This is a genomic window from Amycolatopsis japonica (genome assembly GCF_000732925.1).
GTDB lineage: Bacteria > Actinomycetota > Actinomycetes > Mycobacteriales > Pseudonocardiaceae > Amycolatopsis > Amycolatopsis japonica.
Map to the genome: position 1 here is coordinate 68,464 of NZ_CP008953.1, position 19,476 is coordinate 87,939.

At 68.4% G+C, this 19,476-nt stretch carries 16 protein-coding genes; 10 read left to right on the forward strand and 6 right to left on the reverse strand.

Annotation, left to right across the window (positions count from 1 at the left end; all coding sequences use genetic code 11):
• Positions 1 to 158: 158 nt before the first annotated feature.
• Both AJAP_RS00355 and AJAP_RS00360 read right to left on the reverse strand, forming a co-directional pair.
• The gene (locus tag AJAP_RS00355; protein WP_038507137.1) at positions 159 to 1,013 is read right to left on the reverse strand and encodes an HpcH/HpaI aldolase/citrate lyase family protein; all 855 of its coding nucleotides are present in this window, start codon (positions 1,011 to 1,013) and stop codon (positions 159 to 161) included.
• Positions 1,013 to 2,080: an HpcH/HpaI aldolase/citrate lyase family protein gene (locus tag AJAP_RS00360; protein ID WP_038507139.1), complete on the reverse strand. Its 1,068-nt coding sequence runs from the start codon at positions 2,078 to 2,080 to the stop codon at positions 1,013 to 1,015. The genes AJAP_RS00355 and AJAP_RS00360 overlap by 1 nt, the downstream gene beginning before the upstream one ends.
• 118 nt (positions 2,081 to 2,198) lie before the next feature.
• Here AJAP_RS00360 and AJAP_RS00365 point away from each other — a divergent pair, with 118 nt between their 5' ends.
• From AJAP_RS00365 to AJAP_RS00385, 5 genes are all read left to right on the forward strand, one after another.
• Positions 2,199 to 4,409 carry a serine/threonine-protein kinase gene (locus AJAP_RS00365; RefSeq protein ID WP_038507142.1) on the forward strand — a complete coding sequence of 737 codons (2,211 nt, stop codon included), beginning with the start codon at positions 2,199 to 2,201 and terminating at the stop codon, positions 4,407 to 4,409.
• Between the two features lie 11 nt (positions 4,410 to 4,420).
• Positions 4,421 to 6,679, forward strand: a complete 2,259-nt coding sequence (locus tag AJAP_RS00370; RefSeq protein WP_228694827.1) for a serine/threonine-protein kinase — start codon at positions 4,421 to 4,423, stop codon at positions 6,677 to 6,679.
• A gap of 319 nt (positions 6,680 to 6,998) precedes the next feature.
• On the forward strand, positions 6,999 to 7,649 hold the full coding sequence (locus AJAP_RS00375; protein WP_037333848.1) for a hypothetical protein: 651 nt from the start codon (positions 6,999 to 7,001) through the stop codon (positions 7,647 to 7,649).
• Between the two features lie 19 nt (positions 7,650 to 7,668).
• Entirely contained in the window at positions 7,669 to 8,319 is a 651-nt protein-coding gene (locus tag AJAP_RS00380; RefSeq protein ID WP_038507150.1) for an NAD(P)H-binding protein, read from the forward strand.
• Between the two features lie 50 nt (positions 8,320 to 8,369).
• Entirely contained in the window at positions 8,370 to 9,317 is a 948-nt protein-coding gene (locus AJAP_RS00385) for a ribose-phosphate diphosphokinase (RefSeq protein ID WP_037333840.1), read from the forward strand.
• Here the strand turns inward: AJAP_RS00385 and AJAP_RS00390 are convergent.
• Entirely contained in the window at positions 9,314 to 10,618 is a 1,305-nt protein-coding gene (locus tag AJAP_RS00390) for a D-arabinono-1,4-lactone oxidase (protein WP_038507153.1), read from the reverse strand. The two genes, AJAP_RS00385 and AJAP_RS00390, sit on opposite strands and share 4 nt — an antisense overlap.
• Positions 10,619 to 10,707: 89 nt before the next feature.
• Between AJAP_RS00390 and AJAP_RS00395 the strand changes: the two genes are divergently transcribed.
• Positions 10,708 to 11,892, forward strand: coding sequence for an amino acid deaminase/aldolase (locus AJAP_RS00395; protein WP_038507157.1), 1,185 nt, complete (start codon positions 10,708 to 10,710; stop codon positions 11,890 to 11,892).
• Positions 11,893 to 12,309: 417 nt separating this feature from the next.
• Here AJAP_RS00395 and AJAP_RS00400 read toward each other — a convergent pair whose 3' ends face one another.
• Complete coding sequence (locus AJAP_RS00400; RefSeq protein WP_016330531.1) at positions 12,310 to 12,954, reverse strand: TetR/AcrR family transcriptional regulator; 645 nt, start codon at positions 12,952 to 12,954, stop codon at positions 12,310 to 12,312.
• Positions 12,955 to 13,080: 126 nt separating this feature from the next.
• On the opposite strand from AJAP_RS00400, the gene AJAP_RS00405 reads away from it, so the two are divergent.
• The gene (locus AJAP_RS00405; protein WP_038522109.1) at positions 13,081 to 14,403 is read left to right on the forward strand and encodes a GH1 family beta-glucosidase; all 1,323 of its coding nucleotides are present in this window, start codon (positions 13,081 to 13,083) and stop codon (positions 14,401 to 14,403) included.
• Positions 14,396 to 15,652 (forward strand): MFS transporter, encoded by a 1,257-nt coding sequence (locus AJAP_RS00410; protein ID WP_038507159.1) that lies wholly within the window; start codon positions 14,396 to 14,398, stop codon positions 15,650 to 15,652. The genes AJAP_RS00405 and AJAP_RS00410 overlap by 8 nt, the downstream gene beginning before the upstream one ends.
• A gap of 313 nt (positions 15,653 to 15,965) precedes the next feature.
• Here the strand turns inward: AJAP_RS00410 and AJAP_RS00415 are convergent, their stop codons facing one another.
• Positions 15,966 to 16,379 (reverse strand): hypothetical protein, encoded by a 414-nt coding sequence (locus AJAP_RS00415; protein ID WP_038507162.1) that lies wholly within the window; start codon positions 16,377 to 16,379, stop codon positions 15,966 to 15,968.
• A 13-nt stretch (positions 16,380 to 16,392) separates the two neighbouring features.
• On the reverse strand, positions 16,393 to 16,767 hold the full coding sequence (locus tag AJAP_RS00420; protein ID WP_016330535.1) for a hypothetical protein: 375 nt from the start codon (positions 16,765 to 16,767) through the stop codon (positions 16,393 to 16,395).
• Positions 16,768 to 17,190: 423 nt separating this feature from the next.
• On the opposite strand from AJAP_RS00420, the gene AJAP_RS00425 reads away from it, so the two are divergent.
• Both AJAP_RS00425 and AJAP_RS00430 read left to right on the forward strand, forming a co-directional pair.
• Positions 17,191 to 18,498, forward strand: a complete 1,308-nt coding sequence (locus AJAP_RS00425; RefSeq protein ID WP_162483765.1) for a helix-turn-helix transcriptional regulator — start codon at positions 17,191 to 17,193, stop codon at positions 18,496 to 18,498.
• A complete protein-coding gene (locus tag AJAP_RS00430) occupies positions 18,458 to 19,396 on the forward strand; it encodes a phosphotransferase family protein (RefSeq protein WP_267284126.1) in 939 nt (312 codons plus the stop codon). The genes AJAP_RS00425 and AJAP_RS00430 overlap by 41 nt, the downstream gene beginning before the upstream one ends.
• Positions 19,397 to 19,476: the final 80 nt, after the last annotated feature.

Here is a 19,476-nt window from a genome sequence, read left to right on the forward strand (position 1 = left end):
CCAGCCGCGGAAAGATCAAAGCCCCGGTGACATGACCAGCAGGTCAGGGGCCATCCGGGGCTATCGTCGACCAGCTTAGCGCGAGCTGAAGGACGCTTTCCCCACATACGACGCGGCTAAAGGGCCCTTCGCCGCGTCTCATGCGGGTATGGCGCCCTTCAGCCGCCGATCGCCTCGGCCAGCGCCAAGATCCGCCGCGCGTTCTCCACGTGCAGGTTCTCGATCATCCGCCCGTCCACGGTCACGACGCCCTGCCCGGCCGCCTGCGCCTCCTCGAACGCCGCGATGATCTTGCGCGACCGCGTGATCTCCTCCTCGGACGGCGCGAAGATCCGGTTGCACGGCTCAAGCTGAGCCGGGTGGATCAGCGTCTTGCCGTCGAAGCCGAACTGACGTCCCTGCACGCATTCCGCCTCGAAGCCTTCGAGGTCCTTCACGTCGTTGTAGACGCCGTCGAGGATGGCCTTGCCGGTCGCGCGCGCGGCCAGCAGCGCGAGGGAGAGCCCGCCCAGCAGCGGCGCGCGGCCGGGGACGAACTCGGCGTGCAGTTCCTTCGCCAGGTCGTTCGTGCCCATGACGAGCACGGTCAGCCGCTCGGACGCCGCGGCGATCTCCTCCGCGTGCAGCATCGCGACCGGGGTTTCGACCATCGCCCAGATCTTCGTGTGGTCCGGCGCGCCGCCGAGTTCCAGCGCGCGCTCGATGTTGTGCACTTCGGCGGCGGAGTTCACCTTCGGCACCACGATCGCGGCCGGGCCCGCCTGCGCGGCGGCGCGGAGGTCGGCGTCGTGCCATTCGGTGTCGAGGCCGTTGACGCGGATGGTCACCTCGCGCGAGCCGTATTCCTTCGACGAAGCCGCGGCGCAAACGCGTTCACGTGCGGCTTCCTTCGCGTCGGGCGCGACGGCGTCTTCGAGATCGAGGATGAGCCCGTCCGCGTCCAGCGTCTTGGCCTTTTCCAGCGCTCTTTCGTTCGCGCCGGGCATGTAGAGGACGGAACGCCGGGGGTTCATCAGGAAGCCTCCTTCGTGGCCGCGTCGTACGCGGCGGCGAGTTCAGGATCGTCGGCGGCGAGGGCGTCCGCGAGTTCGGCGACCACCCGGCACTGCTTCACCGAGGCGTCGTCCTGCATCTTGCCGTCGATCATCACCGCACCGGTGCCATCACCCATCTCGGCGATCACACGCCGCGCCCAGGCAACGTCCTCGGGCGAAGGCGAGAACACCTTCTTGGCGATGTCGATCTGCACCGGGTGCAGGCTCCAGGCGCCCACACAGCCGAGCAGGAACGCGTTGCGGAACTGGTCCTCACAGGCCACGACGTCGCGGATGTCGCCGAACGGCCCGTAGTACGGCAGGATCCCGTTCGCCGCGCAGGCGTCGACCATCCGCGCGACGGTGTAGTGCCACAGATCCTGCTGATACGTCGTGCGTCCCTCGTTCAGGTCCTCGCCGGTCGGGTCGGTGCGCACGAGGTAACCGGGGTGCCCGCCACCCACCCGGGTGGTCTTCATCCGGCGGCTCGCGGCGAGGTCGGCCGGGCCGAGCGAGATGCCCTGCATCCGGGGGCTCGCGCCGGCGATCTCCTCGACGTTCGCGACGCCGCTGGCGGTCTCCAGGATCGCGTGCACCAGCAGCGGTTTCGTCAGCCCGGCCCGCGCTTCGAGCTGCGCCAGCAGCCGGTCGACGTAGTGGATGTCCTGCGCGCCTTCGACCTTCGGCACCATGATCACGTCGAGTTTGTCGCCGATCTCGGTGACCAGCGTGATCAGGTCGTCGAGCACCCACGGCGAGTCGAGGCTGTTGACGCGCGTCCACAGCTGCGTCTTGCCGAAGTCGGTCGACTTCGCGATGGCGACGAGCCCGTTCCGCGCGGCCTCCTTGCGGTCGGCGCGCACGGCGTCTTCGAGGTTGCCGAGCAGGACGTCGACCTTCTTGGCGATGTCCGGGACCTTGGCGGCCATCTTCTCGTTGCTGGGATCGAAGAAGTGGATCATCCGCGAAGGAGGTACGGGGATCTGGCGGAGCGGTTCCGGCGCCCCCACCGCGAGCGGGGCGAAGAAATCCTTCGGCGAACGCATCGTTCCTCCATCGCTACGGGCTAAGTGACCGACGGGTAACCCTAAACCCGGAAGGCGGGGAACCGCTGCGGCGCAGCTCACCTCCAAGGGGACACGATCGGGAATCGCGGAGGAATCTGTGGACGACTGGGCCTTGCCGGGTTTCACCGAGCTGGGGTCGCTGGGCGAAGGTGGATTCGGACGGGTCGTGCTGGCCCGCCACGACGAATCCGCGCAGGTCGTGGCCATCAAATACCTGTACGCGAGGTTCGCCGCCGACCCCCAACACCTGGCCGAGTTCCGCCATGAGGCGCAGATCCTGAGCCGCGTTTCGGGGCCGCACATCGCCCGTCTGCACCAGTTCGTGGAGACCCCGCAAGGCGCCGCGATCATCATGGAAGCCGTTCACGGAATCTCCCTGAAAGAGATCCTCGGCCGCCAGGAGAAGCTCGAACCCGAAGCCGCGCTGGCCATCCTCAAGGGCTCGCTGCTCGGTCTCGCCGGCGCGCACGCCGCGGGCACCGTCCACCGCGACTACAAACCGGCCAACGTCCTGGTCACCCGCGAGGGGCAGAGCAAACTCGTCGACTTCGGCATCGCCGTGCTCGCCGGGCAGACCGGGGTCGCCGCGGGCACCCCCGCGTACATGGCGCCCGAGCAGTGGGCGGGCGGCGTCGCCACCCCCGCGACCGACGTCTATGCCGCGACCTGCGTGTTCTTCCAGTGCGTCGTCGGCCACCGGCCGTACGAGGCTGAGCAGACCGAAGTGCTCCGCACGCTGCACGAGTACGCCCCGATCCCGTTCGGCGAAGTGCCCGAACCGGTCCGCGACCTCATCGCGCGCGGCATGGCGAAGGATGTCGCCCACCGGCCGTCGGGCGCGGCCGAATTCGTCGCGGAGCTGGAGGCGTCCGCCAGGAAGGCGTACGGCGAGGACTGGGAGCGCAACGGCTGGCACTGGCTCGCCAAAGGCGCCGGTGTCCTGGTCGCCCTGTCCCCGTTGGCCCTGCTCGGCGCGGGAACCGCGGCCGCGCCGGTCCTCGCGGGCGGCGGGGTCGCGGCCACCGCCGGCGGCGGGATCGCGCTCGGCCTCAAGATCACCGCCGCGGTCGCCGCCGCCACCGCGGTCGCCGTCGGGACGGTCGTGGTGGTCAACACGAACAGCGACGACGAAGCGCCGCCACGGACGACGACCGTCGCCGCGATGAAGGTCGACCTCCTCACCCGCACCGAGAAGCTCGACGGCTTCGACTTCAACGGGAAGTACGTCCGCATCAGCGGGTTGAAGGACAAGGCGGTCGAGGAGCGGGTCAACAAGGCGCTGATGGCGCCGATCGACGGCTGGCTCAAGAGCGTCTGGCCGCCGGGCAGCCCGCCGGAGAAGGAACCCGACGGCGACATCCCGCATATGTCCACCACCGCCGAGGTCCTGCGCCAGGACGACACGCTGATCTCGGTCGTCTACGAACGCTCGGTCGAAACGGTCCAGCTCGGGAACCACGGCGCCTACGCCGTCCGGACCCTTGTGATCGACCTGGCCGACGGCGACGTGATCCCGACCGCGGGCCTGTTCGCCGACGTCGACGGCAACGCCCAACGGATGCGGATGGTCGAGGACCGGATGTACGCCTCGGCCAAGCCTGGCGAGTGTCTCGCCACGCCGCCGTCGGCGCTTGAGCACCTCCCCGCGGGCGCGATGTCGGACCGGTACACCCAGGACGGGGCGATCGTGCAGGCGGCGCCCGCGGCGAACGGGATGGAGTTCCGCGTCGCCGCCTTCGCGCTCGGGTACCCGATGGTCTGCAATCCGACCACCGTCACCGTGCCCTACGACCGGCTGCGTGACCTGCTGAGTCCCGCGGTCGCGCACCTGCTCGGCGGCACGCAGGGCGAAAAGACCAAAGAGGACAACGTCGGCGCCTTCACCATCACCACGCCGGAAAACTGGCGACTGCTCTCCGGCGAACCCATCGAGCGCTACCTGGTGACCGCCGACCAGTGCACGCAGCCGTTCCATTGCGCGGGCGTGGTCTTCAGCGACAACTCGCGGGTCGATCCGGCCACGCCGGCGTATGAACCAGGCAAGCCCTACAACCGATCCACCGGCCCGCGTCCATGTCACTCGCTCGGGGCACCAGGGGAGACGCAGGGGTCACCTGTCCTCCAGACGAAGGAGCTTCGTTCGATCGGGACGAAGAAGGCGGCCTACGAAGAGTGGCGACTCACGTGTTCCGGCGGCGGTAGCGTCACTCAGCGGGTCTGGTTCCTGCCGAAAACGCAGCTCGTGATCGTGGACGAGTGGAACACTCCAGGCCTCGACAAGATTTTGGAAGAGGCCCGATGGCAGTGAACATTCAAGACGTGAGCGACGAGTGGAGACTGCCCGGCTTCACGGAGCTGGAGCAGCTGGGCACCGGCACCTTCGGCCGCGTGGTGCTCGCGCGCCAGGACAACACGGGCCACGTCGTCGCGATCAAGTACCTCTTCTCCCGCTTCGCCGCCGAGCCCGCCTATCTCGACGCGTTCCGCCAGGAAGCCCTGGCGCTGCACCGGGTGACGAGCCCGCACGTCGTGAAGCTGTACGAGTTCTTCGAGACGCCGCAGGGCGCGGCGATCGTCATGGAGGCGATCAACGGCGTCTCCCTGCGTTCCGTTCTCCAGGCCGAAGGCGCTCTCGAACCGGAAGCCGCTCTCGCGGTCCTGAAGGGATCGCTGCTCGGGCTGGCCGCGGCGCACTCCGCGAACGTCGTCCACCGGGACTACAAACCGGCCAACGTCCTCGTCGCCGACACCGGCGAGAGCAAACTGGTCGACTTCGGCACGGCCGTCCTGGCGGGTGAACGCGGCCCGTCCGTCGGAACTCCCGCGTACATGGCGCCCGAGCAGTGGTCCGGCGGGCAGGCCACCCCCGCGACCGACGTCTACGCCGCGACCTGCGTGTTCTTCCAGTGCGTCGCCGGGCACCGGCCGTACGAGGCCGAGCAGACCGAAGTGCTGCGCACCCTGCACGAACACGCACCCATCCCGTTCGGCGAAGTCCCCCAGCCGGTGCACGAGATCGTCGCGCTGGGGATGGCGAAGGACCCGTCGAAACGACCGGTCGACGCGCTCATGTTCGTCAGTGAACTGGAACGCGTCGCCCGCGCGGGATACGGCGACGAATGGGAACGCAAGGGCTGGTCGCGGCTGGCGAAGGCGGCAGGCGTGCTCGTCGCGGCGACGCCGTTGGTCCTGCTCAGCGCCGGTACGGCGGCCGCGCCCGGTGTCGCCGCCGCCGGAACGGGTGCGGCGGCAGCGTCGACCGGCGGGATCGCGGTCGGGCTGAAGATCACCGCCGGGGTGGTCGCGGCGACGGCCGCCGTGGTCGGTTCGGTGGTCGTCTTCTCCGACGCGAGCACCCCGTCACCGCCACCGCCGACCACGCAGGCCGTCGCGCTCAAGGTCGCCATGAAGACCGAGTCCGGGACGGTGCCCGGCACGACCCTCGCCTACACCGGCGACCACCCGGTGGTGACCGGTTCGCCCGATCAAGCCTGGCTCAAGCGGGTCAACGACGCGCTGATGGCGCCGATCGACGCCTGGAACCGCAAAACCGGCCCCGGCGCCGCCAAGCTGGAGCCGGAACGCGGTCCGTACACGCTGACCACCAAGGCCGACATCCGCTCGCAGAACGAGCGGTACCTCTCCGTCCGCTACACCAGCGACCTCGTGAACAAACCGCATCCGACCTGGGGGCACGGCCGCGCGACGGTGACGATCGACCTCAAGGAGGGCAAGGCGCTCACGCCGGCCGAACTGTTCGCCCCCGGGAAGTTCACCGACGAGGGCCTCCGGGAACTGACCGAGGTCCTCTGGCCCGACAAGGAGCAGTGCGGCCCTCCGAGCACCATTTTCCCGTACCGGCCGCTCCGGGCGGCCGACCTCACCGGAGACCCGAAGGTCTGGCTCGCGTTCGCGCCGACCGCCCTCGAGGTCACGGCCAACATGACCGACCTGGGCTTCACCACCGCCTGCAGCGTCCAAGACCTCACACTGCCCTACGACAAAGTCGCCGGACTGTTGAACCCCGCCCTTGTCGACGGCGTGACCAGCGGAAAGGTGGTCAAAGGCACGTCGTCCGCCCCGCCGGCGCAGGGCGTCACGGACGTCTCGGCCGGAGCGCTCACCCTGCATCTGCCGCAAGGCTGGTCCGAGGTCTCGCAGGGGCTGGAGAAGGTGCTCGTCGCGCCGGGCTGCCCGGATCCCAAGAAGTACTTCAACTGCAAGTACGTCCTCGTCACGGATAACACCCAGCGCTCCGCCGAGCAGCCGCCGTACCGGCCGGGGGAGTTCTACCGGCGCAGCGCGGGCGGCCGGGCCTGCAACGCCGCCGGGCGCAAGGACCTCCGCCAAGAGGGTGACGCCGCGCGGACGGCTTCCGCCACCGCACCGGTCGGCGGGGCGACGGCGACCTACGAGGAGTGGACGATCCAGTGTGTTCCTCGTGGACAGACGGGCGGCAGCGGCGAGACGCAAGTGACGCAGCGGATCTGGTTCCTTGCGGACAGGCAAATCGTGGTGATGGACGAGTGGCGGACACCGGGCGTCGAAGAACTCCTTCGTACCGCGACGATCTCCTGACCTGACCTGCGAAAGTCCAAAGTGGAATGAGTATTCATTGGGCCGAATGGCCTAACGTCTCGTTTCGTTCCCCGTGACCGTTCGGAGACACCGGGTAACACCACTTACCTCCCTCTCACTCGGTTGGCGGCACGGTCGGACTGAAGTCGAATGACCGCCTACCGACCGGTCACCGATGACAAAGTGCCGCCGATCGCAGCCACTCCCGTTGTCCGGCGCCGCCGCCTCCCCGCCCTGTTAGACAGGTCATGTGCCGCTTCCACCGAGGTGGCACGGGGATGACGAGCCCTAGGGAAACCAGGTTCGAAGGAGGCGGAACGTGGCGGCTACACCGAACATGGAGAGCTCGACGGTCGCCGGTGGCGCGAAGCGCAGCCGGTCACTGCCGAGCCGGGTGGTGCCGCCGATCGAACTGCCCGCGAGCGTCGGGGAGCTTTCGCGCAAGGCGGCGGCCCTGCTCGGCTGGAACGGCATCGTCTTGCCGGAGACCACCGTGCTCGGCCGCAAGATCTGCGTGGTCGCCCGGCTCCGTACCGACGTGCACGCGGAGCGCATCGCGATGGGCATGGGTCCCGTCGTCGATCGCGCCACCGTCGACACCTGGACATGGCCAGAGCTGGCCGCGACCGCACCCGCGCCGGCCGCCGAGATCATCGGCGTCCTCGCGGTCGCCCGGCACTGGCGCACCGCGATGGCCTCCGCGGTTCCGTTCGCACGTTACGGCGAGGCCGCGATGGTTCTCCCATCGCCTGCCGTACTGACGGAAGACTACGTCGGCAACTGCCTCCCGCGTGCCCGCGCCTACGGGCTCGGCATCGTCACCGCCGACCCCAACGCGGTGGCCGACCTCGACCTCGAGGGCCACGGCGAGCGCATGATCCTCGACGAGGACCCGGTCTCGCGCCTGGTCAACGAGATCGTCTACGAGCAGCTGCTCCGCGAAACCGAGCTCCCTGCCGAAGTGGACTGAACGCGCTAACGTCGGGTCCATGCGAGTCGTCATTGCGGGTGGACACGGACAGATCGCGCTGAAGCTGGAGAAGCTGCTCTCCGCGCGCGGTGATCAGGCGGTGGGGATCGTGCGCAATCCCGATCACGTCGCCGATCTCGAAGCCGCCGGTGCCGAAGCGGTCGTCCTCGATCTGGAAAAGTCCGATGTGGACGCCGTCGCCAAGGTGCTCGACGGCGCCGACGCCGCCATCTTCGCGGCGGGCGCCGGGCCGGGCAGCGGGACCGCTCGTAAGGACACTGTGGACAGAGCGGCCGCCGAACTCTTCGCGGCCGCCTCGGAGCGGGCGGGCGTCCGGCGGCATATCCAGGTCGGCTCCATGGGGGCGGACAAAGGGGAGACCGCGGACGTCCCGGACGATTTCCGGATCTATCTCAAGGCCAAGAAAGCGGCCGAAGACGACCTGCGCGCCCGCGATCTCGATTGGACGATCCTGCGGCCGGGGCAGCTCACCAACGACGAAGGCACCGGCGAGATCCTGATCGCCGAGTCCACCGGCCGCGGGCCCATTCCCCGGCAGGACGTCGCCGCGATCCTCGTCGCTCTGCTCGACAGCCCGTCGACGGCGGGACGCGTCCTCGAAGCGATCTCGGGTGATACTGCTATCTCTCAGGCCTTTTCCGCACTGTGAAACTTTAGTGTGTGGACGTAATCCGTCTTTTGACTGAACGGAGAAGGTCCTTGCGCGAGGACATCGCGGTCTTCAGTGGCAGCGCCCATCCCGAGCTCGCCGAAGAGATCTGCGCCCATCTCGGTGTTCCCCTGCATCCGGTGAAGGTGCAGCGGTTCGCCAACGACTGTCTCGAAGTCCAGCTCGAGGCGAACTGCCGTGAGCGCGACGTCTTCCTGATCCAGCCTTTGGTGCGGCCGGTGCAGGAACATCTCGTCGAACTGCTGCTGATGCTGGACGCGGCGCGGGGCGCTTCGGCGAAGCGGATCACCGTCGTCATGCCGCACTATTCGTACGCCCGGTCGGACAAGAAGGACGCGCCGCGGATCTCGATCGGCGGCCGTCTCGTCGCCGACCTGATGGCGACCGCCGGCGCCGATCGCGTCCTCGCGATGACGCTGCACTCGCCGCAGGTGCACGGGTTCTTCAGCGTTCCGGTCGATCACCTGCACGCGTTGCAGGAACTGGCGAAGCACTTCCGCCAGTACGACCTGTCCGCGACCACCGTGGTCTCGCCGGATCTCGGCAACGCCAAGGAGGCCGCGCATTTCGCCCGGCTGCTCGGCGTTCAGGTCGCGGCGGGCGCGAAGCAGCGCTTCGCCGACGACAGGGTCGAGATCAGCTCGGTGATCGGTGAGATCACCGGCCGCGACGTGATCGTCCTCGACGACGAGATCGCCAAGGGCAGCACGGTGATCGAACTGCTCAACAAGCTCCGGGAACTGAAGCCGCGCTCGATCCGCGTCGCCTGCACGCACGGCCTCTTCTCCAGCGGCGCGCTCGAGCGGATCGGCAGCCAGCCCGACGTGCTGGAGGTCGTCTGCACGAACACGGTGCCCATCCCGCCGGAGGAGCAGAGCCCGAAACTGCGGGTCCTGTCGATCGCGCCCGCGCTGGCGGAGGCGATGCGCCGGATCCACAACGGAGAGTCGGTCAGCGCGCTGTTTGAAACGGCCTAAACGGTGCCGAGGACCCGGTCGAGGTACGTGTTCGTGAAGATCCCGGCCGGGTCCACCTCCTTGCGGACCCGCAGGAAGTCGTCGAAGCGCGGGTAGCGCGAGCGCAGTGTCGCGGCGTCGAGGTCGTGCATCTTGCCCCAGTGCGGGCGCCCGCCGACCTCGCCGACGATCGACGCGAACCCGGCGAAGTACTCCCGGTAGGGCATGCCGACGAACTGGTGGATCGCGATGTAGGCCGAGTCGCGGCCGTTGGCGGTCGAAAGCCAGATGTCGTCCGCCGCGGCGACGCGCACCTCGACCGGGAACGCGACCGGGTTCTCCAGCTTCGGGACGAACGCGCGGAGTTCGGAGAAGACGTCGTGCAGTGCTTCGCGGGGGATCGCGAACTCCGACTCGACGAACCGCACGCCGCGATGGGTCACGAAGACGCGATGCGACGTGTCGCTGTACTCGCGGGCGGAGAGGATGTTCGAGGCGAACCGGCCGAGCGGCTGCACGAGTTTCGGCACCGCGCGGCCGAGACGGCACAGGCCGCCGAACGCGACGTTCTCCGTGACCTCGTAGTCGACGAACTCCTTCAGCCTGCTCAGCGGCCGGTGTTCGCTGCCCGCCGGAAGCCGGTTGTTGCGCTTGACCAGGGCGTTCTTGCCGTAGGGGAACCAGTAGAACTCGAAGTGGTCGTTCTCGTCGGCGAACTGGTCGAAGCCTTCGAGGACCTGTTCGAGCGGTTCCGGCCGCTCCTGGGCGGAGAGCAGGAACGACGGTTCACACTGCAGGGTGACCGTGCTGATGACGCCGAGCGCGCCCAGCCCGACCCGTGCCGCGGCGAAGAGGTCGGGGCGTTCGTCCGCCGAACAGGTGACCACGGTGCCGTCGGCGAGCACGAGTTCGAGCGCGGCGATCTGGGTGGCGATGCCGCCGAGCCGGGCGCCGGTGCCGTGGGTGCCGGTGGAGATCGCGCCGGCGACGGTCTGCGCGTCGATGTCGCCGAGGTTGGTCATCGCCAGGCCCAGCGCGTCGAGTTCGGCGTTGAGCTGCTTGAGCGTGGTCCCCGAACGGACCGTGACCAGGCCTTTCGCGACGTCTGCGGAGGCGATCCCCGTCCAGCCGGTCAGGTCCATGGCGTCCGAGTTCGCGGCGGCGATCGCGGTGAACGAGTGGCCGCTGCCGAGCGGGCGCAGGCGTCGTCCGTCCGCGGCGGACCGGCTGATCGCTTCGGCGATCGCGTCCGTATCACGCGGCCGATGCACGCGCAGCGGCGACGCCGTCGCGGTGCCGGCCCAGTTGCTCCACCGTGTCATGCGCCCACCTATTCCGAGAGGCTGTGAGTGCCGAAACAGTAAGTGAATAGTATTCGCGTTTCAAGCCCTTCTGTCGTACCTTAGTTCGGGTGACCAGTGCGACGGTGTACGACTTGGCGACGAAGGACCTGGATCCTCCGTTCGCGATTGTCGACTTGGATGCGTTCGACGCGAACGGCGCCGACCTGCTGCGGCGGGCGGCCGGGAAGCCGATCCGCGTGGTCAGCAAATCCGTACGCTGCCGGTACCTGCTCGAACGTGTTCTCGCGCGGCCCGGCTTCGAAGGTCTCATGTGCTACTCGCTCGCCGAAGCCGTCTGGCATGTCGAGCAGGGGACGTCCGACGACATCGTGGTGGCGTACCCGACCGCCGACCATGGCGCGCTGCGGCGGTTGGCGGCGAACGACCGGGCGCGGGCGGCGATCTCGATCATGGCCGACTCGCCCGAACATCTCGACCTGGTCGATGCCGCGCTGGGGCAGGGGCATCCCGAAATCCGGGTCTGCCTGGAACTCGACGCTTCGTGGCGGCCGCTGCCCGGAGTGCACATCGGCACCAGGCGCTCGCCGGTGTTCAGCCCGCGGCAAGCTGCGGATCTGGCACGGACCATCTTGTCCCGCAAGGGTTTCCGGCTCGTCGGGATGATGGCGTACGAAGGTCAGATCGCCGGGCTCGGCGACGCGGCCGGCAGCGGGGCCAAGAACTCCGTCATCGGCTGGATGCAGCGAAAGTCCATTGTGGAAATCGCGAAGCGCCGTGCGGCCGCGGTCCGCGCCGTCCGGGCGCTGGCGGATCTGGAGTTCGTCAACGGCGGCGGCAGCGGCAGCGTCGAATCGACCGGCGCCGAAGCGGCCGTCACCGAAATCGCGGCGGGCTCCGGCCTGATCGGGCCGACCCTTTTCGACGGCTACGCGCACTTCTCGCCGCGCCCGGCCGCGATGTTCGCGCTGCCCGTCGTCCGGCGCCCCGCCCCGAAGGTCGCGACGCTCTTCTCCGGCGGCTACATCGCTTCGGGCCCCGCGGAGTCTTCGCGGCTCCCGAAGCCCTACCTGCCCGAAGGCCTTTCGCTACTCGGCTTCGAAGGCGCCGGCGAAGTCCAAACCCCCGTCTCCGGCGAAGCGGCCCGCCACCTCCGCCTCGGCGACCGCGTCTGGCTGCGCCACGCGAAGGCCGGCGAACTCGCCGAACGCTTCACGCACTACCACGTCGTCGTCGGCGACCGCGTCGACCGGACCGTCCCCACCTACCGAGGCGAATCCCAAAACTTCGGCTGATCCGCGCAACCCCACCCCCCACCCGTCCCTGGGGGGCGCGCCCCGCACCAGCGTATCGGGAGGGGGCGACGGGGGACGGGGTTCGGTGGAGTGAGGGGCGAGGTTGTCCACAACTGTGGGTGGGTGTGGACAACTTGTGTGGACAACCGGGTAATGCCAGGTCAGCGGGTATGAGGGCGTGGTTGCTGGGGGTCGTGTGACTGGTGGGGCGACGGGTTCGGGCGCCGGTGGACACGAATGGAGCAAGGTGTCCTGAAGGCCTCCTTTGAGACAGTCAACGTCTCAAAGGGGGCCTTCGGGGCGTCCGGGCAGTCTCACCGGGAGTCCACAGTGGACAGACGTGGGCTGAAAGCGTCCTTCACCGCATCGCATGCGGCGAAAGCGTCCTTCAGCCCCCCTAACCGCCCGAAGAGAGCCTCAGGCTTCCCCGAACTTGCTCGCCAAGTAGCCCTTCACCACCGACTTGGCCTCCGCCACGATCCGTTCGTCCCCTCGCGGGTCCCGGCGGAAAGCCAGCTTCAGCAGCGCGTCGGCGGTCTCGTTCGCGATCGTCAGCGCGAACCGGATGTCGTCCGGCGGCGACTGGATCCGCGCGGAGAGCACGTCGGTGAGCGCGTCGACGATGACCGCGTTGTTGTCGCGCGTCTCGTCGAGGAGCTGCCGGTCCACGACGTCACCGAAGTGCACCTTCGAGAAGCCGGGGACCTCGCGGTGCATCGCCAAGTAGATGTCGAGGATCGAGTCCACGACGTCCCACCAGTGCTCGGGTGCGAGCTCGTTCAGGGTTTCCGACACCGAGGCGACGAACCGCTCGAGGTTCCGCTGCGTCAGCGCCTGCACCACGGCCCGCTTGTCGGGGAAGAACTGGTACAGCGAACCGACGGCCACCCCGGCGCGCTTCGCGATCAGCGTGGTCGTCAACGCGTCGTAGCCGAGTTCGTCGATCAGCTGGGCGCTGGCGTCGAGCATCTGCTCCACCCGCTTGGCGCTGCGCTGCTGAACGGGCTGCCGCCGGAGCGGAGTCGTCTCCGCTTGCGGTTTCGCGGCCTGGATGTCGGACACTCGGGCTCCTCCTTCGCTGATCTGCGACTTTATCGTGCCGACAGGGTTCCCCCCGGTCGAGTGAAGGCATAGTATCTGAGAACTTTTCATGTTCGGCCGAGTCTGAAGAGGAAAGGTGTGCCGCCGGTGGAGAATCCGACCTTCCCGTCCGAATTCCTGTGGGGTGTATCGACCTCCGCCTTCCAGATCGAGGGGGCGACCGGTGAAGGCGGCCGGGGACAGTCCATTTGGGACACGTTCACCGAAACGGAGGGAAAGATCGCGCGGGCTGAGCACGCCAAGGTAGCGGCCGATCACTTCCACCGCTACTCCGAGGACATCGCGCTGATGGCCGAACTCGGCGTCGGCGCCTACCGCATGTCCTTCGCCTGGCCCCGTATCCAGCCCGACGGCGACGGCAAGCCCAACGCCGAAGGCCTTGCGTTCTATGACGAATTGCTGGACGAGGTCTGCGCCGCCGGTATCGCGCCGACCGGGACGCTCTTCCATTGGGACCTCCCACAGGCGCTCGAAGACAAGGGTGGCTGGCTCTCCCGTGATACCGCCGAACGGTTCGGGGAGTACGCCGCCATCGTGGGCGAGAGGTTCTCCGATCGGGTGAAAATGTGGATCCCGCTCAACGAGCCCATGGTCATGTCGATCTTCGGCTACGCGATCGGTGAGTACGCGCCCGGCAAGACCCTCCTGCTCGACGCCCTGCCCACCGCGCACTACCAGAATCTCGCGCACGGTCTCGCGGTCCAAGCGCTGCGCGCGGCCGGTGCCCGGAGCGTCGGTACGGCCAACAATCATTCGCCGATCTGGCCAGCCACCGATTCGCCGGAGGACAAGGCCGCGGGCGAATGGATCGACGCCCTCATCAATCGCACTTACGCGGATCCGGTGCTGCTCGGCCGATATCCCGAACAAGTCGTCGCGCATCTCCCGGCGGGTTTCGCCGACGATCTGCCGACCATCGCGCAGCCCCTCGACTTCTACGGGGTGAATTACTACGAGCCGCAGGGCGTCGCCGCGCCCGGCGAAGGCAATCCGCTGCCCTTCGAGCTTCGCGCGATCGAGGGATATCCCATGACCACCAACGATTCGCCGATCGTCCCGCACGGGCTGCGCGATCTGCTCGTCGGCTTCCACGAGCGCTACCGCGAGCACCTTCCGCCCGTCTACATCACCGAAAACGGCTGCAGCTTCGACGACGTCGTCGCCGAAGACGGCCACGTCCACGACCAGGAACGCATCGACTTCCTCGACAGCCACCTGGTCGCCGTGCGCGAAGCGATGGACGCCGGCGTCGACGTCCGCGGGTACTTCGTCTGGTCGCTGATGGACAACTTCGAATGGTCGAAGGGCTACCAGCCACGCTTCGGTCTGGTGCACATCGATTACGAGACACAGAAGCGCACGCCGAAGGACTCCTTCGGCTGGTACCGGAAACTGATCCGCCATGAGTGAGGTCCGGGATCTGCCCGAGGCGCTCGCCGAGCCGGTCGCCAGGGTCCGCGTGGGGTGGATGAGCCTGCTGTTCTTCGCGAACATCGCGCTCTGGCTGGGCGTTTACGCGCCCATCCAGGTTCTCCTGCCCAAACAGGCAGAACTGCTGGACGCCGCCAACAAGGAAGCCGTGTTCAGCCTGGTCACCGGCATCGGCGCGGTCGTCGCGCTGATCGCCAACCCGGCCGTCGGCCTGCTGTCCGACCGGACCTGTTCCGCTCGCGGCCGTCGTCATCCGTGGACGGCGGCCGGTGCCGCGGTCGCCGCCGCCGGACTGCTCGTCCTCGCGTTCGCGCCGAACGTCGCGGTCATGGTGCTCGGCTGGTGCCTGGTCCAAGCCGGACTGAACGGGATGCTCGCGATGCTGGTGTCGGCCATCGCCGATCGTGTTCCCGTACCCCAGCGCGCTCAGGTCGGCGGCCTGGTCGGCATCGCCCAGATGCTCGGGACCGTGCTCGGCGCGGTGGTGGTCGTGGTGATGCTCGACCTCGCCGGGCTCCCGCTGGGCTACGCGGTCTGCGCGGCCGTCGTGCTGGCGGGCGCGGCGGCGTTCGTCCTGCGCACGCCGGACGCGCGGCTGCCGGTCGCGTTCCGGCCGTCCGCCAGGACCCGGGACGTGCTCGCGAATCTGTGGATCTCCCCGCGCAGGCATCCGGACTTCGCCTGGGCGTGGGGCTGTCACTTCATGATCAACCTCGGCAACGCCTTCGGGACGCTGTACCTGTTGTTCTTCCTCAAGGACGCGGTGCACTACGAAGATCCGGACACCGGACTGCTGATCATGATGGGCCTCTACGGCGCGGCGCTCGTCGTCGGCGCGCTCATCGCCGGGCACTTCTCGGACAAGACGGGACGCCGGAAGCCGTACGTCCTCGCGGCTTCGGCGGTGATGGCCGTCGCCGCCCTGCTGCTGGTGGTCTGGCAGAACTGGACGGCCGCGCTCGCGGCGTCACCGTTGCTGGGAGTCGGTTTCGGCGCGTACATGGCCGTCGCGCTGGCGATGCTCACGCAGGTGCTGCCCACCGCGCAGGATCGGGCGAAGGATCTCGGCGTCATCAACATCGCGAACTCGCTGCCGCAGGTGGTGGCGCCGATGCTGACCGCGCCGATTTTGGCCTACCTGGGCGGATATCCGAGCCTCTTCGCGGCTTCGGCGCTGTCCACCGTCATCGCCGCGGTGCTGGTCACGCGGGTGAAGGGCGTCAGCTAGGACTCTTGGAGACCGCGGACCGGTGCCGGTCGGGGGAGGGGAGTGCAACGGCACCGGCCCGCGGGGTTCGGGGGATGACAGCGCGCTCCGGGGCAGGTATCGCGCTGCGTTTGTGATCATCAACCTAGCGACCGATTACTGCCTTCGCTAGGTGTTCTGCCGATAATTTTCGATTAATCGCGGTGGGGACCGGAGTGATTACCGAGAGCGGTTCGTCGCGTTCGGGGGTACGCGCGAACCGCCGCCGGCGAAGGCGAGATCGTGGCGTGGTTGCCGAGGGGGCTGCTCGGACCGCCGTTCACTCGCCGGTCTTTCAAGCTGTGATGGGACGACGCGGGTTGACCAGCGCGTGCCTGCCGGTGGTTTCGGCCGGGCTCACCCCGCGGTTCTGCCCCGGGACGCGGCGGCGGCTTTCGCGCCGGTGGTCCTGGGTGGCCGCGATCTGCTGGGGGGCGAGGCCGCCGGCGACCAGGTGCTCGTGCGCGACCTGCCATACCGAGCAGGGGGCCTTGCACTTGTGCCAGCGGGTCGAGCAGGTGGGGCAGTCCCCGCGCTCGTCGGGCTCGTGCGCCTGAAGCATCGCGCGCCAGCCTTCGGCGAGCCGAGGGAGCTCCGAGCGGGCGACCGAGACGAGCGACTGCGCGTCGGCCCGGTTCGCGAGATCGGAGAGCATGTCGAGGCGTTCCCAAACCGCGTTGCGGAGGACTTGCCCTAGGACCTGATCCACGGAGAACTCACCGTTACCTTTCCGCCATTTTGGCGGCTTCGTTGAGCGCTGCCCTGAGCTGTCCGAGCTGGCCGGACGTCAGGCGCGCGGTCTCTCCTGGCGGCGAGACGAGAACCACCTGGTTGTCTTCGACGAACACGGTGACGGCGCGTTCACGGCTGATGAGATCGCCGCACTGCACCCGCCAGACCAGCTGTCCGCCTTCGTAACGGCGCACACTCGCGGTACGGGGGTCGACCGGGGCGGAAGGGGAGACCGGACGGTTCGCGCCGGGGGCGACGGCGACCGTCTGCTGACCGGCGGGGCCGGCCGCACGCAGGTGGCGCGTGGCCATACCGGGCCGTCCCGCGGTGATGGAGCCTGTTGCGATCGAGTCCACGAACTCCACTGGCTCTTCTCCGCTCTCTCGTTCCACGTCGTCTTCGTATCCGCGTGTCCGCACCTGTAGGGGGTTCGGAGACTTGGTAGCTCTCCGTGATCGCGGCCGGTGGCCGGTCGGTCACGGAGATCTGACAACTACAGTGATGTGAAACCGAGTGCGATAGAAGGTCGAACCGCCGTCATAGCGGTGACCGGACGGGGTTTCACGGTAAGCGGTCAAACGACTTCTGCCGGGCCGATCACGACGGGCGATCCGGTGTTTCGCACGGTTGAATAGGTGTGCCTACGCTGTTTCTCGACCCCAACGGAACTGTGAGGGGGCGCAATGGACGCCAGTATCGGTGGCGGCGCTGTCGCCGGCTCGGACGCTGCAAGCGGTTCGGGTCGCCAGAGTCACCCCGTGCCACCGGATGCCTGGGAGCAGCCGGAGATGCGAGCCGCACTGGCCACACGGGAGATCTCGTCCGTGTACCGGCTGTTGCGCAAGCACGGTGTTTCGCAGCGTCAGATCGCCGCGATGACCGGCCAGTCGCAGTCCGAGGTGTCCGAGATCCTCAAAGGTCGCCAGGTGATGGCGTACGACGTGCTCACCCGCATCGCTGACGGCCTTGGTGTCCCCAGGGGATACATGGGTCTCGCCTATGACGAGGCGACAGCGATAAAGGTCGTCGGTGCTGCCGACGGCCAGCAGGCGGAGGAGGACGAGTCCGTGAAGCGACGGAGGTTCCTCGCACACGCCGCCCAGGTCACGATGGGTGCGGCGGTGTTCGGCCCGGAATCGGGTACGTGGTCGGCGGGCCCGGCGAAGACGCCCGCCCCCGGGCGGATCGGCATGACCGACGTGCGCCAGGTGGAAGCCGCGACCAGAGCCCTCCGTTCCCTCGACTACCAGTACGGCGGCGGTTTCTGCCGCGACGCCGTGGTCGCCCAGCTGTCCTGGGGACAGCAGATGCTCGAGTCCAGCGGCACCGAGCCGGTCAAGAACCGCCTGTACGTCGCCCTCGCCGACCTGCACAGCCTGGCGGGCTGGACCTCCTTCGACACCGGCCTCATGGATTCCGCGCGCGGACATTTCGCGAACGCGCTGGACCTGGCCAAACAGGGCGACAACCACCCGCTGGTCGCGAACGTCCTCTACCGGATGGGCCGCGTCTACCTGCACCAGGACGCCCCGAACGACGCGCTGAAACTGTTCCAGCTCGGCCAGATCGCCGCCCAGGAATCGGGCTCCGAGCTGGCGGTCGCCGTGCTCTGCGCCAACGAGGCCTGGGCCTACGCGATGATGGGCAACGAGGAGCAGGCCGTGAAGCTGCTCGGCCGGAGCAAGGACGAGTTCGCCCGCGCCAACCTGGCCGAGGCCGAATCCTGGGTCAAGTTCTTCACCGAGACCGACGTCTACGCCATGATCGGCACCGTGCACACCGTGCTCGCGGCGAAGAACGCCGAGCACACCAAGTACGCGATCCCGGCGCTGACCAAGGCCGTCGAGTCCTACACCGACGACATGGCCCGCAGCAAGACGTTCATGCTCAGCGCCCTGGCCACGAACCACCTGCTCGAAGGCGATCTCGACCACGGCGCCAAGGTGGGCTCGAAGGCCGTCGACTGTGCCGAGGGCATCAAGTCGGAGCGGGTGAAGGACCGGATGCGGCCACTGCAGGTCGAGGCGGAGCGCCGCCGGAACAACGCGGACGCCCGTGACCTCGCCGACCGCCTCAACTCCTTCTACGCCGCCTGAGCCGACCGGTCCGGGCGGCCGGTTCACGCCCGGCATCCTGCGCGACGCCCTCGGGCGGACGTGCGATCTGCTGGGCGTGGACCCCGAAGGCGCCCGCCTGCTGAGGTTCACCAACAACGCCGTCTACGAGCTGGCGAGCGCGCCGTTCGTCGTCAGGATCGTCGGCTCCACCCGCCTGCGGCATCGCGTCGGCACCGTCGTGCGGGTCGCGCGGCACTTCGAACGGCACGCGGTGCCTGCCATCCGCCTCGTTCCCGGCCTCGACCAGCCGCTGCCGGTCGGCGAACATCTCGTGACGGTCTGGTGGAAGGTGCCCGAGACCGGACGGAAGGCGAAGTCGGCCGATCTCGCCGCGCTGCTGCGCCAGGTCCACGCGCTCCCGCCGCCCGAGGGGCTCGCCGAATGGGCGCCGTTCGCCGCGGTCCGCGCCCGGGTTTCGGACGCGGAGGAGCTGGACGAGGGCGACCGGCGGTTCCTGCTCGAACGCTGCGCCGAGGTCGAAGCCGCGCTCGCGGACCTGGACTTCCCCCTGCCCAGGGGCCTGGTCCACGGGGACGCGCACACCGGGAACGTGATCCCCGGGCCGGACGGGCCGGTGCTGTGCGATTTCGATTCGTCCTGTGTCGGGCCGCCGGAATGGGATCTGACGCCGCTCGCCGTCGGCCATGAACGGTTCGGTGATCCACCGGCCCGCTATCGCGTGTTCGCGCAGCGGTACGGATTCGACGTGACGACGTGGTCCGGCTTCTCCGTACTGCGCGCGATCCGTGAACTGAAGCTCACGACGAGTGTTCTCCCCATTCTTCGCAGTCATCCCAGCGTGCGGGATGAGCTGCGAAAACGATTGAACGATCTTCGGAACGGACGCACCGGCGCACGCTGGAACCGCTATCGCTGACTCACCCGGGAAAGGCATCTGCACGTGCATTCGCCGACGGCGAATGACCGTTCGTCGCTTGTCCGAATTCGTCGATCAAA